Source organism: Microbacterium sp. zg-YB36, assembly GCF_024623575.2.
Classification (GTDB): Bacteria; Actinomycetota; Actinomycetes; order Actinomycetales; family Microbacteriaceae; genus Microbacterium.
In genome coordinates this window covers 269,907-283,273 of sequence record NZ_JANJFD020000001.1, presented here as the reverse complement: position 1 = coordinate 283,273, position 13,367 = coordinate 269,907, and the positions used below count along the sequence as shown (strand labels likewise).

The window sequence follows — 13,367 nt, the reverse complement described above, 5'->3', positions numbered from 1 at the left end:
GGCATCCGCGTCCTGAAATGACGAAAACCCCCGGCGAGCCGGGGGTTTTCTGTTGTGGGCGATACCAGACTCGAACTGATGACCTCTTCCGTGTGAAGGAAGCGCGCTACCAACTGCGCCAATCGCCCGTCGCCCCGAGGGGCCTGAATGAGCATACCGGATGCCGCGGCCGGCAACGAACCAACGGGCGAGACACGCGCGGGGCGCGCGGGTTTTGCACTCGGCAATTAGTCGGCTAAAGTCATTCAAGTGCCGGAGCGATCCGGTGCAGAATGCGGATGTAGCGCAGTTGGTAGCGCACAACCTTGCCAAGGTTGGGGTCGCGAGTTCGAGTCTCGTCATCCGCTCGAGTGTACGGAACCTCTCCGGGGGTTCCATGGCACGTGGGGTCAAACCACACGGTGGCGTGGCCGAGCGGCTAGGCACCGGCCTGCAAAGCCGTTTACACGGGTTCGAATCCCGTCGCCACCTCCACTCAGAACTCAACAGCCCTTACGGGCGCGATTGGCGCAGCGGTAGCGCGCTTCCCTGACACGGAAGAGGTCACTGGTTCGATCCCAGTATCGCGCACCACCGAAAAACCCCCGGCTCGCCGGGGGTTTTTCGTTTCCGCTCCCGCATCGCCTGGCGAGCCGGACGCGTCAGCTCCGGCGCCTCACCGCACGGGAGACACAGAGGGCTGCGACGAGCGCCCACGCACCCCAGGCCACCCACACGCCGGCGACGCCGAGCATCGGGCCGCTGTCGCAGTGGGTCGCGGCGGGATCGGCGGAGTCGTAGCACGTGCCCACCGTGGTGCTCGTGACGAAAAGAACGACAACGCCCAGGACGACCGGCAACACGAGCCACACCCAGCGGCCCGATGCGCGATCCCGCGGCGGCCCCTCGATCATGCGACAGACGCTACCGTCCCGTCCCGCGAGAAACCATTTCTCGGTCGAGACATCACGCATTGCGTGGTTTCTCACCCGAGAAGTGGTTTCCCGAACGCATGCGACGGACGGATGCCACCCGCCCGCACGCGATACCCGCGGGGCTAGGCTCGGCGCATGGCCCACCTCGTGCTCACCATCGTCGGCGACGACCGCTCGGGTCTCGTACAGACCCTCGCCGACACCGTTGCCACCCACGGCGGAAACTGGGAACGCAGCGAAATGGCCGAACTCGCCGGGGCTTTCGCCGGGATCGCGCTCGTTTCGGTCCCAGACGACCGGGTCGACGCACTGCGAGCGGCGCTGGACGGACTCGGCGGACTGCTGCGCATCACGACGCACGAGAGCAGTGCGCGGGCGGATGCCGCGACCCGTCACGTGACCTTCACGGTGCTGGGCAACGACCGCCCGGGCATCGTCCGCGACGTCACCGGGACCCTTGCCGCGCGGGGTCTCAGCATCGACAGCTTGACCAGCCGCACCCTCGACGCACCGATGGCAGGGGGCACGCTGTTCGAAGCGATCCTCGCGGTACGGGTGCCGCCCGGCGTCGAGACCGCCACGATCACCGAGGACCTCGAGCGGCTCGCCGGGGAGATCCAGGTGGATCTCGCCGTCACCGACGTCTGACCCCGCGTCGGCCCCGTCGCGCACCCGGCTAGAATCATGCCCATGGAACTGAGCCGGACGACCGTTGCGACCGTCGTCGCGGCCACCGGCACGCGAACGCTTCAGGCCTGAGCGGGCAGGGCGCGCGTCGTCCGAAGCTGAGCAGCCATTGTTCCGAGCCACCTTCTGGAGAAGTTCCTGTGACTGACGTGTCTAGCCCCGTCGACGGTTTCGCCCTGTTCCCCGACCGCTCCGTCGTCGCGCTGCGCGTGAACGGCGAGCTCAAGGACCTCGCGACGGTCGTATCCGACAGCGACGATGTGGAACCGGTCCACATCGACAGTCCCGATGGCCTGGCGATCCTGCGCCACTCCACGGCGCACGTGCTCGCCCAGGCGGTGCAGCGGATCAACCCGCAGGCCAACCTCGGCATCGGCCCGCCGATCGAGAACGGCTTCTACTACGACTTCGGTGTCGCCGAGCCCTTCACCCCGGAAGACATCAAGGCCATCGACAAGGAGATGCAGCGCATCGTCCGCGAGGGCCAGCGGTTCGTCCGCCGTGTCGTCACCGACGAGGAGGCCCGTGTCGAACTCGTCGACGAGCCGTTCAAGCTCGAGCTGATCGGCCTCAAGGGCGGATCGAAGGATGCCGCCGAGGGCGCGTCCGTCGAGGTCGGCGCCGGCGAGCTGACGATCTACGACAACGTCAACCGCGACGGCGAGACGGTCTGGAAGGACCTCTGCCGCGGCCCGCACCTGCCCAGCACCCGCATGATCGGCAACGGCTGGGCACTGCAGCGCATCGCCGGCGCCTACTGGCGCGGCAGCGAGAAGAACCCGCAGCTGCAGCGCATCTACGGCACCGCGTGGCCGACCAAGGACGAGCTGCGCGCGTATCAGCAGCGCCTCGAAGAGGCCGCCAAGCGCGACCACCGCAAGCTCGGCAAGGAGCTGGACCTGTTCTCGTTCCCCGACGAGATCGGGTCGGGCCTGTCGGTGTGGCATCCCAAGGGCGGTGTCATCCGCGGCGAGATGGAACAGCACGCCCGCCGCCGGCACATCGAGGGCGGCTACACCTACGTGTACACCCCGCACATCTCCAAGGAAGACCTCTTCCTGCAGTCCAATCACCTCGTCACGTACCGCGAGGGGATGTTCCCGCCCATCCACATGGATGAGGAGCGGGATGCCGACGGCAACATCACCAAGCACGGCCAGGACTACTACCTGAAGCCGATGAACTGCCCGATGCACATCCTCATCTACAAGGAGCGGGCACGCAGCTACCGCGACCTGCCGATGCGGCTCGCCGAGAACGGCACCGTCTACCGCAACGAGCTCTCCGGGGCGCTGCACGGCCTCACCCGGGTGCGCGGGTTCACGCAGGACGACTCGCACCTGTTCGTCACGCCCGACCAGCTCGAGTCGGAGACGACCCGCGTGCTGGAGTTCGTCATCTCGATGCTGCGCGACTTCGGTCTGACCGATTTCGAGCTCGAGCTGTCGATGCGCGACGACGAGAAGGAGAAGTGGATCGGCAGCGAGGAGTTCTGGGAGTACTCCACCAACGCCCTCCGCAACGTCGCGCTGGCCAGCGGGCTCAAGCTCACCGAGGTCCCCGGCGAAGCCGCGTTCTACGGCCCCAAGATCGATCTGAAGACCCGCGATGCGATCGGCCGCACATGGCAGCTGTCCACCGTGCAGGTGGACCCCAACCTGCCCGAGCGCTTCGGCCTGGAATACACCGGGCCCGACGGCGAGAAGCACCGCCCGATCATGATCCACCGCGCCCTGTTCGGGTCGATCGAGCGCTTCTTCGCGATCCTGCTGGAGCACTTCGCCGGAGCCTTCCCGGTGTGGCTGGCTCCCGTGCAGGTCGTGGGCATCCCCGTCGCCGCCGAGTACGGCGACTATCTCGGCGGAATCGTCGACCAGCTGCGCCTGCAGGGCGTGCGGGCCGAGGTCGACCACTCCGACGACCGGATGCAGAAGAAGATCCGCACCCACACCACGCAGAAGGTGCCGCTGCAGCTGATCGCGGGGGAGCAGGACCGCTCCGCAGGCACCGTGTCGTTCCGCTTCCGCGACGGCACGCAGACCAACGGGGTCCCCGTCGACGACGCGATCGCCCTGGTGCTGCGCGCCATCGCCGAGCGGACCCTCGTCGACACGGCGGAGGACCTGGCGTGAGCGACGAGGAACTCGTCGACGCGGCGACCCTCCCGGGCGTGCCCGACGAGTTCCAGCGGCTGTGGACGCCGCACCGGATGGCGTACATCCGGGCCGGTGCCGACGCGATGCGCGCCGCGTGCCCCTTCTGCGCCGCCCCGGACATGTCGGATGCCGATGGCCTCATCGTGCACCGCGGGCGCACCGCGTACGTGCTGCTGAACCTGTTCCCGTACAACTCCGGTCACCTGCTGGTGTGCCCCTATCGCCACGTCGCCACGTACGACCAGGCGACGGCGGAGGAGGTCGCCGAGATCGCCGAGCTGACCCAGACGGGCATGCGGGTGCTGCGAGAGGTGTCGCGCTGCGACGGCTTCAACATCGGAATGAACCAGGGCGCCGTCGCCGGTGCCGGGGTGGACGAGCACCTGCATCAGCACATCGTGCCGCGGTGGGCGACGGATGCGAACTTCTTCCCGATCATCGCCAAGACCAAGGCCCTGCCACAGCTGCTCGGCGAGGTGCGCGAGGCGGTTTCCACAGCGTGGTCAAGCGGTAGCGGCGAACGCCGCTAGCCTGGCGGGACGCCCTCGAGAGGAAACCGCTTTCATGAAGTCCCACCGTCTACTCGCCACCGCGGCCGCCACGATGCTCGCGCTGTCGCTCGCCTCGTGCGCCTCGTTCCCCACCGAAGGTGCCGAGCGCGTCGACGGGCCCGGCAGCGATGCCGCCACGCCGACGGCCGAGGCGCCCGAGACCGAGGCCACCCCCGAAGCGGGCGCCGACGACGGTCTCGGCGATGCCCTCGGGGAGCGCGATCAGTTCTTCGTCGACCAGCAGCAGCCGCTGGACGGCTCGGCGCTGGTGGCCAAGACCCCCGAGCAGACGGAACTCGTCGCGCAGCAGCGCGCGTACGTCGAGTCGCAGGGCGGTACCTGGAATGCGGAGGCCGAGACGATCACCCTCGCCCTCGCCCTGGACGCCTGCGAGACGTCGATCCTCAACGGCCACGCGGTGGACCTGGACGTCTTCCGCACCCACGTCACGTCATCGCCGCTCGTCTCCGCCGTCTCCGGTGGCGACCCCGGAGCCATCGAAGGCGCCGTGAGCATCATGGTCTTCGGCACCGGGTTCATCTGCCCCGACGACGCACCGCAGTGGGAAGCCGCCTGGAGCGAATCCGGCGGGGTCTACTGACCCGCCTCTGACGGCGTCTCCGGTCAGCGCAGCTGACGCACCTCGAACTGCATGCGCGGGTGGGCATAGAACTCCTGCGCAGGAACGAGTGCCAGTTCGCGCTGACCGGATTCGTGCGTCGCCTGCAGCAGGTCGTACACACTCGACGTGGTGCGGGCCAGTGCCTCGGCGGCGCTGCCGGTGCGGCGGTAGTGCGCAGTGAACAGCGCCGCCGTGACATCGCCCGACCCGTTGGCCTTCATCGGCAGCAGCGGGGTCTGCACGATCCACGCGCCCGCGTCGTCGACGACAAGCATCTCGATGGTGCCCGCCTCCCGGTCGGGCCGCTCGACGCTCGTGACGAGGACCGTCCGCGGTCCCATCGCGCGTGCGCGGTCAGCGGCATCCAGTGTCTGCTCGATCGTCGCCGGCTCCGTGCCGGTGAGAAAGCCCAGTTCGAACTGGTTCGGCGTGATGATGTCGGCAACCGGCACCACCTTCTCCCGCAGCAGCACCGGGATCGACGGGGCCACGAAGCAACCCGACTTGGCGTTTCCCATCACCGGGTCGCAGGCGTAGACGGCACCCGGGTTGGCTGCCTTCACGCGCGCCACGGTGTCGATGATGACCTCGCCGATACCCTCGCCGCCCTGGTAACCCGACAGCACGACATCGATCTCGCCGAAGACACCGCGCTCCTCGATGCCGGCGATGACGTCCCTGACGTCGTCGGGGGAGATGAGGGGTCCGCGCCACGAGCCGTAACCGGTGTGGTTGGAGAAATTGACGGTGTACACCGGCAGCACCTCGACGCCGATGCGCTGCAGCGGGAACACAGCCGCGGAGTTGCCCACATGGCCGTAGGCGACGGCGGACTGGATCGACAGGATCTTCACGGCAGGGAACCTTCTCTCATCGGGTTGCCATCGCACGGACGGCGGCGGCGATGTCGGTGGCGAGCGTCTCGGCGTCGGCATCGGACAGGGTGTGGACGGTCAGGCGCAGCCGATGGGCCGCGCTCTCATCGGCGAGCACGAACTCGTCGCCGGGACGGGCGAGCCAGCCGCGGCGCATGAGCTGCTCGGTGACGGCGCGCGCCGGGGAGCCCACCTCGACCCACAGGCTCAGCCCGTCGCCGGGCGCGCAGGGGACCCCGTGCGCGGTGAGCCGGTCGGCGAACGCCCGGTTGCGCGCCAGGTAGTGCTCGCCGGCGGCATCGATCGCCGCCATCACGTCGGGATCGGTCACGAGCGCCACGGTCAGCCGCTGCAGCAGATGGCTGACCCAGGTGCTGCCGGGGCTCAGCCGCATCGCGAGGCGGTCGGCGGTGTCGGGGTCGGAGGCGAGGATCGCCAGGCACATGTCGGGCCCGAGGAACTTCGACACCGACCGCACCAGCGCCCAGCGCCGATGCGTCGGGCCGATGATCGAGTGGTACGGGCGCCGCGTGAGCAGTGACGAGTGATCGTCGATGATCACCAGGACATGCGGATGCTCGGCCATCACCTCCCGCAGGTCGGCGGCGCGGCGGGCCGAAAGGCTGACACCCGTGGGGTTCTGTGCCCGCGGGGTGCAGATGACGGCGCGTACGCCTTCGGCGAGCGCGGCGCGCAGCCCCTCGACGGTCATCCCTTCCTCATCGACCGGCACCGCCACCGGGCGGTAGCCGCCCAGGCGCACGGTACGGATGCTGGAGAGGAAACAGGGATCCTCCATGGCCACCGCATCGTCACGGACCAGCGCCTGCGCGAGCAGACGCTCCATCGCGTCGACGGCGCCGCCGGTGACCGTCACGCGCAGCGCGTCCGGGTCGGCGACGTCGGGAGCCATCCAGGCGCGAGCCCATCGCTCCAGGTCGGGGTCGATGACCGGCTCCCCGTACAGCACCGGACGGCCGCCGAGCGCGGCGAGGGCGCGCGAGAGGTCGGGGATGAGTGCGGGGTCGGGGTTGCCGTCGCCGACATCGCGCAGCACGCTGTTCTGCGCGTATCCCTCTGCCGGCATCGGCCCGGGGGCAGCCACGCGCGTGCCGCCCCGACCGAGCGAGGCCACCAGGCCGGCCTGGCCGAGCAGCCGGTACGCCGCGACGACGGTGTTGCGATTGACACCCAGGCGGTCGGCGAGCGCACGCACCGAGGGGAGTGCGTCGCCGGGGGACACCCGGCCGCTGTCGACGAGGTCCCGGATGCTCTCTGCGATCTCTGCCGCAGAGGCTCCCGTGATCGCCTCGTCCACGCCCGTGTTCTCCATCCCTCTGAACCTACAGCTCAGGACATGCTAGCTTCTGGCATAGGTCAAAGATCAAGCGGTGCGTCGACGCGCCGGAGGGGAGCCGGCCATGTCCACCACCACCACCGGGAGTGCCCGCGTCAAGCGCGGTCTCGCCGAAATGCTCAAGGGCGGCGTCATCATGGATGTCGTCACCGCGGAGCAGGCCCGCCTGGCCGAGGATGCCGGCGCCGTCGCCGTGATGGCCCTCGAGCGCGTCCCCGCCGACATCCGCGCGCAGGGGGGAGTGGCCCGCATGAGCGACCCCGACCTCATCGACGACATCATCGCGTCGGTGTCCATCCCGGTGATGGCCAAGGCCCGCATCGGCCACTTCGTCGAGGCGCAGGTCCTGCAGCACCTCGGTGTCGACTACATCGACGAGTCCGAGGTGCTCTCACCCGCCGACTACGCCAACCACATCGACAAGTGGGGCTTCACGGTGCCGTTCGTCTGCGGCGCGACGAACCTGGGCGAGGCGCTGCGACGCATCACCGAGGGTGCGGCGATGATCCGGTCCAAGGGTGAGGCGGGCACCGGCGACGTATCAGAGGCCACCAAGCACATCCGCAAGATCAAGGGGGAAATCGCCGCGCTGCGTTCGATGAGCCGGGATGAGCTGTATGTCGCGGCGAAGGAGCTGCAGGCACCGTACGACCTGGTGGCCGAAGTCGCCGAGACGGGGCAGCTGCCCGTCGTGCTGTTCGTCGCCGGTGGCGTGGCCACCCCTGCCGACGCCGCGATGATGATGCAACTGGGCGCCGACGGCGTGTTCGTGGGATCCGGCATCTTCAAGAGCGGCAACCCGGCAGAGCGGGCAGCGGCGATCGTCAAGGCCACGACGTTCTACGACGACGCCAAGGTCGTCGCGGAGGTGTCGCGGGGCCTGGGTGAGGCGATGGTGGGCATCAACGTCGCCGACCTGGCGGCGCCGCACCGCCTGGCCGACCGCGGCTGGTAGTCGTGGCCCGACCCCGCGCCGGCGTGCTCGCCCTGCAGGGCGACGTGCGCGAGCACCTGCGGGTGCTGACTCTCCTGGGAGCGGAGGCGGTGCCGGTGCGGACCCCCGCCGAACTGGCATCCGTCGACGGTCTCGTGGTGCCCGGCGGCGAATCGAGCGTCATCGACAAGCTGTCGCGGGCGTTCGGCCTCTTTCAGCCGCTGCGTGAGCGCATCGCCGAGCGGATGCCGGTGTACGGCACGTGCGCCGGGCTGATCCTGCTGGCCGATCGCATCACCGACGGCGCCCCGGGGCAGCAGACCTTCGGCGGCATCGACGTGACGGTGCAGCGCAACGCGTTCGGTGGTCAGGTCGACTCCTTCGAGACCGACCTCGACGTGCCGGCGCTGGGGGACCGCCCCGTGCACGCGGTGTTCATCCGCGCGCCGCGGGTGACCCAGGCGGGCCCGGGGGTGGAGCCGCTGGCGACGCTCGAGGACGGCAGCGTCGTCGCGGTGCGCCAGGGCACGCTGCTGGGCACCGCGTTCCACCCCGAGATGACGGGGGAGCACCGCTTCCACGCACTGCTGCTGGAGCTGATGCGCGCCGCCTGACCCGCACCGGGCTCAGGCGCCCGCGGCGACCTCCCGCGCGAGGCGCGCGATCGCAGCGAGGGTGCGATCGACGTCTTCGGGGGTGGTGGCCCAGCTCGACATCGAGCAGCGCAGCACGGCCCTGCCGCGCCACTGCGCGCCGGTGAGCGCCGCGGTGCCATCGGCGAGGATCGCGGCCCCGAGTGCGCGGGTGGCCTCGTCGGCATCGAGGCGGAACATCACCTGCGTGTAGACCACGTCGTTGATGACGGTGATCCCAGGGATGGCGCGCAGCCCCTGCTCAAGCTGCTTGGCGCGGCGATGCAGCCGCTCGACGAGCTCCGCCACACCGCGCCTGCCCAGCGCACGCAGCGCGGCCCACGCCGGCACGCCCCGGCCGCGACGTGACAGCTCGGGCGTGACGTCCCACGGGTCCAGGCTCGTGTGTATGAGGTAGTCACCGCCGGCGTGGAACATCGCGATCGAGTCGGCCGAGTCCCGCACGATCGCCATGCCGCAGTCATACGGCACGTTGAGGGTCTTGTGCGCGTCGGTCGACCACGAGTCGGCGCCGCCGACACCGGCAGTCAGGTCCCGCAGCGCCGGGGCGGCAGCCGCCCACAACCCGAACGCGCCGTCGACGTGCACCCAGGCACCCGACCGGCGCGCGATCGGGATGAGCTCAGCGAACGGGTCGAACGCGCCGGTGTGCACCTCACCGGCCTGCAGGCACACCACCGCCGGTCCGTCCCCTGTCGCGAGCGCCTCGGCAAGCGCGTCGGGGAGCATCCGTCCTTCCTCGTCGGATGCCACGACGGTGATTTCGTCCGAGCCGACTCCGCCGAAGCGCAACGAGCGATCGACGGCCCCGTGTCGATCGGCTCCCACGACGAACCGCACCGGCGGTGCCCCGCGCAACCCCTGCCGGGCCATGTCCCACCCGGCATCGCGCAGCACGGCGTTGTGAGCCGCGGCCAGACACACGTAGTTCGACATCTGCGCCCCGGTGACGAATCCCACCGACGATGCCGGCGGCAGTCCCAGCAACTCGCACACCCACAACCCCGCGGTGCGCTCCAGCGCCACGATGGACGTGGTCATGGTGGAGGAGCCGGAGTTCTGGTCCCACACCGACACCAACCAGTCCGCGGCCAATGCAGCCGGAAGCGTCGCCCCGATCACGAATCCGAAGAACCGCCCGCCGGGGATCGCTACCAGACCGGGATCGGCCTTGGCCGCGAGCTCGGCCACGACATCGGCGGCATCCGTCCCGTCCTCCGGCAACGGGCCGGAGAACGTCTCGAGCATCTCGTCCAGGCTCGCCCGCGGCCACACCGGTCGCTCGTCCAGTCCGTCGAAGAAGGCGTCCGCCGCGGCGTGCGCGGCGGCAAGGGCCCGCTGCCTCTCGTCCATGACGAAAGTGTCCTCCGGTCGGGGCAGCGCCACCACCCTCCCGGTTGCGCACGGATGGGCGATGCGGTGACGGCCGCGCCCCGTAGACTTGGCGCATGTCCGGCCACTCCAAGTGGGCGACGACGAAGCACAAGAAGGCCGTCATCGACAGTCGCCGCGCCAAGTCGTTCGCCAAGCTCATCAAGAACATCGAGGTCGCTGCCAAGCTCGGCGGTGCGGATCTCGCAGGCAACCCGACGCTCTACGACGCCATTCAGAAGGCGAAGAAGACGTCCGTCCCCAACGACAACATCGACCGCGCCATCAAGCGCGGTGCGGGCATCGGGGGAGAGGCCGTCGAGTACACCTCGATCATGTACGAGGGCTACGGCCCCAACGGGGTGGCACTCATGATCGAGTGTCTGACCGACAACAAGAACCGCGCCGCGGCCGAAGTGCGCACGGCACTGTCGCGCAACGGCGGCAATCTCGCCGACCCCGGCAGCGTCGCCTACAACTTCACCCGCAAGGGCGTCATCGTGGTGTCCTCGGAGAACACGTCCGAGGACGACGTCATGCTGGCCGTCCTCGACGCCGGCGCCGAGGAGATCCTGCCCCACGGGCAGGGGTTCGAGGTCATCACCGAGGCCTCCGACCTCGTGAAGGTGCGCACGGCGCTGCAGGACGCCGGCATCGACTATGAGTCGGCCGATGTGGAGTTCGTCCCGAACCTCAAGGTCGAGATCGACGCCGACACCGCACGCAAGGTCTTCCGCCTCATCGACGCGCTCGAAGACAGCGACGACGTGCAGAACGTGTTCAGCAACTTCGATCTGACCCCCGAGGTGCAGGCGGAGCTGGAGAGCGCGCACGAGGAGTGATCGCACCTGGGCGCCTGCGGTGCGCCTGGAACGGATGCCGAGACGGGCGGGTTAGCGTGATCCGGTGGCATCCTCCGGCATCCTCCGCGTGCTCGGCGTCGACCCCGGCCTGACCCGCTGCGGCGTCGGTGTCGTCGACGTGGCGCGCAACCGCTCCGCGACGCTCGTGCACGTGGGCGTCGTGCGCACCGAGCCGTCGATGCCGATCGAGCAGCGCCTCGCGGCGATCGCGGCGGGGCTGCGCGCCGTCATGGACGAGCACCTGCCCGATGTCGTCGCTGTGGAGCGCGTCTTCGCGCAGCAGAACCGCAGCACCGTCATGGGCACTGCGCAGGCCAGCGGCATCGCGCTCCTGCTGGCGGGGGAGCGGGGCCTGCCCGCCGCCACCCATACGCCCTCCGAGGTGAAGGCAGCCGTCACCGGCTACGGCTCCGCCGACAAGCTGCAGGTGCAGACGATGGTCGCCCGCGTCCTGCGGCTGGACGCGCTGCCGCAGCCCGCCGACGCCGCCGACGCCCTCGCGCTGGCGCTGTGTCACGCGTGGCGAGGTGGGGCATCGTCCGGCGGCGGCGCACCGGCGGCTGCGCTCACCCCGGCGCAGCGCGCCTGGGCGGATGCCGCACGCCTCGCGAAGCGGTAACCCCCAGGCGGCGGGTGTGCGTGTCGCTCGAACAAACGTCCGAACCCGGCCGTAGGCTCGGGGCATGATCTCCTCCGCCCGCGGCCGCGTGCTGCACCTCGATTCCGACACCGTCATCGTCGACGTCGGCGGCGTCGGCTTCTCCATCGCGGTGACCCCGCAGCTGTCCCGCGGATTCCATGTGGGTGACGAGATCGTGTTGCACACGCACCTGGTGGTGCGCGAAGACGCGCTGGCGCTGTTCGGGTTCCAGTCCCGCGACGAGCTCGCCGTCTTCCTGCAGCTGATCAGCGTCTCCGGCGTCGGGCCGAAGTCGGCGCTGGGTGTGCTCGCCGCCCTCACCGTGTCCCAGATCGCCCAGGCCGTCGCCGATGAGGACGATGCGCCGTTCCGCCGGGTGTCGGGCATCGGGCCGAAGACCGCGAAGCTCATCGTGGTGCAGCTGGCAGGCAAGCTGCAGGACATCGCCCTCGTGGCGGGAGCCACAGCCGCCCCGGGTGCCGGCACGCCGCACGAGAAGGTGCTCGCCCAGGTGGTGGCCGCCCTCGTCGGTCTCGGCTGGAGCGAGCGGATCGCGGCGGAAGCCGCCGGTCCCGTCGCCGATGCGGCATCCGATGGCGACCGCACCAATGTCTCCACCCTGCTGCGGCTGACTCTCGCCCACCTGGGTCCCGCCCGCAAGGAGCCTGCCGGTGGATGACGTGATCGACCCCGCCGAGCCGCAGGACGACATCGAACTCGCCGTCGAGGGCGCGCTGCGCCCGGCGTCACTGGCCGAGTTCGTCGGCCAGCAGAAGGTGCGCGGCCAGCTGCAGCTGCTGCTGGAAGCCGCGCGCATCCAGCAGCGCCCCGCCGACCACATCCTGCTTTCCGGGCCGCCGGGGCTCGGCAAAACGACGCTGGCGATGATCGTCGCGCACGAGAGCGAACGGCCGCTGCGGCTGTCGTCGGGTCCTGCCATCCAGCACGCCGGCGACATGGCGGCGCTGCTGTCGAGCCTCACACCAGGCGAAGTGCTGTTCATCGACGAGATCCACCGCATGGCCCGCTCCGCCGAAGAGATGCTGTACCTCGCGATGGAGGACTTCCGCATCGACATCATGGTGGGAAAGGGCGCCGGCGCCACCAGCATCCCGCTGGAGCTGGCGCCGTTCACCCTCGTGGGGGCGACCACCCGCTCCGGCATGCTTCCCAACCCGCTGCGCGACCGCTTCGGCTTCACCGCCCATCTGGAGTACTACGAGCCCGAAGAGCTGGAGCGCGTCATCGAGCGCTCCGCGATGGTACTGGGCCTGGGGCTGCCGCAGCAGGCGCGTTCCGAGATCGCCCGCCGTTCGCGCGGCACCCCCCGCATCGCCAACCGGCTGCTGCGCCGCGTGCGGGACTACGTGATCGTGCACGGCGAGTCGGGTCGCACCAGCGCCGCCGATGGGGGACCGGCTGCCACCCACGCCGATGTCCAGGCGGCGCTGGAGCTGTACGACGTCGACCCGATCGGTCTGGATCGACTGGACCGCGCGGTGCTCGACGCCGTCGTGCGACGGTTCCGCGGTGGCCCGGTGGGGCTGAGCACACTGGCGGTCACCGTCGGTGAAGAAGCCGAGACCATCGAGTCGGTCGTGGAGCCGTATCTCGTGCGTATCGGATTCATGGGACGCACCCCGCGTGGTCGCATCGCGACGCCCGAGGCATACGCGCATCTTCGTGTGCCGCACGCCGACGGGGTGCTGCGCGTCGATGACCTATAATCACTGAAGGCTCTCGC

At 69.8% G+C, this 13,367-nt stretch carries 14 protein-coding genes and 4 tRNA genes; 13 read left to right on the top strand and 5 right to left on the bottom strand.

Going from position 1 to position 13,367, the window contains the following annotated elements; translation table 11 throughout:
* Window positions 1-55 precede the first annotated feature (55 nt).
* Window positions 56-128 (bottom strand) — tRNA-Val (locus NQ151_RS01410).
* A 146-nt stretch (window positions 129-274) separates the two neighbouring features.
* Here NQ151_RS01410 and NQ151_RS01405 point away from each other — a divergent pair.
* The 3 genes from NQ151_RS01405 (at window position 275) to NQ151_RS01395 (ending at window position 573) form a co-directional block, all read left to right on the top strand.
* Window positions 275-347 (top strand) — tRNA-Gly (locus tag NQ151_RS01405).
* A 53-nt stretch (window positions 348-400) separates the two neighbouring features.
* Window positions 401-474: transfer RNA gene (locus tag NQ151_RS01400), tRNA-Cys, on the top strand.
* A gap of 24 nt (window positions 475-498) precedes the next feature.
* A tRNA-Val gene (locus tag NQ151_RS01395) sits at window positions 499-573 on the top strand.
* Between the two features lie 68 nt (window positions 574-641).
* Here the strand turns inward: NQ151_RS01395 and NQ151_RS01390 are convergent.
* Window positions 642-893, bottom strand: coding sequence for a hypothetical protein (locus tag NQ151_RS01390; protein ID WP_257526785.1), 252 nt, complete (start codon window positions 891-893; stop codon window positions 642-644).
* A gap of 156 nt (window positions 894-1,049) precedes the next feature.
* Here NQ151_RS01390 and NQ151_RS01385 point away from each other — a divergent pair, with 156 nt between their 5' ends.
* From NQ151_RS01385 to NQ151_RS01370, 4 genes are all read left to right on the top strand, one after another.
* Entirely contained in the window at window positions 1,050-1,562 is a 513-nt protein-coding gene (locus NQ151_RS01385; protein ID WP_257526784.1) for a glycine cleavage system transcriptional repressor, read from the top strand.
* A 179-nt stretch (window positions 1,563-1,741) separates the two neighbouring features.
* Window positions 1,742-3,733 carry a threonine--tRNA ligase gene (thrS, locus tag NQ151_RS01380; protein WP_257509799.1) on the top strand — a complete coding sequence of 664 codons (1,992 nt, stop codon included), beginning with the start codon at window positions 1,742-1,744 and terminating at the stop codon, window positions 3,731-3,733.
* Window positions 3,730-4,287, top strand: coding sequence for an HIT family protein (locus tag NQ151_RS01375; RefSeq protein WP_257509800.1), 558 nt, complete (start codon window positions 3,730-3,732; stop codon window positions 4,285-4,287). Before thrS ends, NQ151_RS01375 begins: the two co-directional genes overlap by 4 nt.
* 34 nt (window positions 4,288-4,321) lie before the next feature.
* The gene (locus NQ151_RS01370; RefSeq protein WP_257526783.1) at window positions 4,322-4,909 is read left to right on the top strand and encodes a hypothetical protein; all 588 of its coding nucleotides are present in this window, start codon (window positions 4,322-4,324) and stop codon (window positions 4,907-4,909) included.
* A 23-nt stretch (window positions 4,910-4,932) separates the two neighbouring features.
* Here the strand turns inward: NQ151_RS01370 and pdxY are convergent, their stop codons facing one another.
* Both pdxY and NQ151_RS01360 read right to left on the bottom strand, forming a co-directional pair.
* A complete protein-coding gene (pdxY, locus tag NQ151_RS01365; RefSeq protein ID WP_257526782.1) occupies window positions 4,933-5,784 on the bottom strand; it encodes a pyridoxal kinase PdxY in 852 nt (283 codons plus the stop codon).
* A 16-nt stretch (window positions 5,785-5,800) separates the two neighbouring features.
* A complete protein-coding gene (locus NQ151_RS01360) occupies window positions 5,801-7,138 on the bottom strand; it encodes an aminotransferase class I/II-fold pyridoxal phosphate-dependent enzyme (protein ID WP_257526781.1) in 1,338 nt (445 codons plus the stop codon).
* Between the two features lie 88 nt (window positions 7,139-7,226).
* Here NQ151_RS01360 and pdxS point away from each other — a divergent pair, with 88 nt between their 5' ends.
* Window positions 7,227-8,117 (top strand): pyridoxal 5'-phosphate synthase lyase subunit PdxS, encoded by an 891-nt coding sequence (pdxS, locus tag NQ151_RS01355; protein ID WP_257509804.1) that lies wholly within the window; start codon window positions 7,227-7,229, stop codon window positions 8,115-8,117.
* A 2-nt stretch (window positions 8,118-8,119) separates the two neighbouring features.
* Complete coding sequence (gene pdxT, locus NQ151_RS01350) at window positions 8,120-8,710, top strand: pyridoxal 5'-phosphate synthase glutaminase subunit PdxT (RefSeq protein ID WP_257526780.1); 591 nt, start codon at window positions 8,120-8,122, stop codon at window positions 8,708-8,710.
* A 12-nt stretch (window positions 8,711-8,722) separates the two neighbouring features.
* Here the strand turns inward: pdxT and NQ151_RS01345 are convergent, their stop codons facing one another.
* The gene (locus NQ151_RS01345) at window positions 8,723-10,102 is read right to left on the bottom strand and encodes a pyridoxal phosphate-dependent decarboxylase family protein (RefSeq protein WP_257526779.1); all 1,380 of its coding nucleotides are present in this window, start codon (window positions 10,100-10,102) and stop codon (window positions 8,723-8,725) included.
* Window positions 10,103-10,197: 95 nt separating this feature from the next.
* On the opposite strand from NQ151_RS01345, the gene NQ151_RS01340 reads away from it, so the two are divergent.
* From NQ151_RS01340 to ruvB, 4 genes are all read left to right on the top strand, one after another.
* Window positions 10,198-10,962 carry a YebC/PmpR family DNA-binding transcriptional regulator gene (locus NQ151_RS01340; protein ID WP_257526778.1) on the top strand — a complete coding sequence of 255 codons (765 nt, stop codon included), beginning with the start codon at window positions 10,198-10,200 and terminating at the stop codon, window positions 10,960-10,962.
* A 64-nt stretch (window positions 10,963-11,026) separates the two neighbouring features.
* Window positions 11,027-11,602, top strand: a complete 576-nt coding sequence (ruvC, locus tag NQ151_RS01335; RefSeq protein ID WP_257526777.1) for a crossover junction endodeoxyribonuclease RuvC — start codon at window positions 11,027-11,029, stop codon at window positions 11,600-11,602.
* Window positions 11,603-11,666: 64 nt separating this feature from the next.
* Window positions 11,667-12,302 (top strand): Holliday junction branch migration protein RuvA, encoded by a 636-nt coding sequence (gene ruvA, locus NQ151_RS01330; protein ID WP_257526776.1) that lies wholly within the window; start codon window positions 11,667-11,669, stop codon window positions 12,300-12,302.
* Complete coding sequence (gene ruvB / locus NQ151_RS01325) at window positions 12,295-13,350, top strand: Holliday junction branch migration DNA helicase RuvB (RefSeq protein WP_257509810.1); 1,056 nt, start codon at window positions 12,295-12,297, stop codon at window positions 13,348-13,350. Before ruvA ends, ruvB begins: the two co-directional genes overlap by 8 nt.
* Window positions 13,351-13,367: the final 17 nt, after the last annotated feature.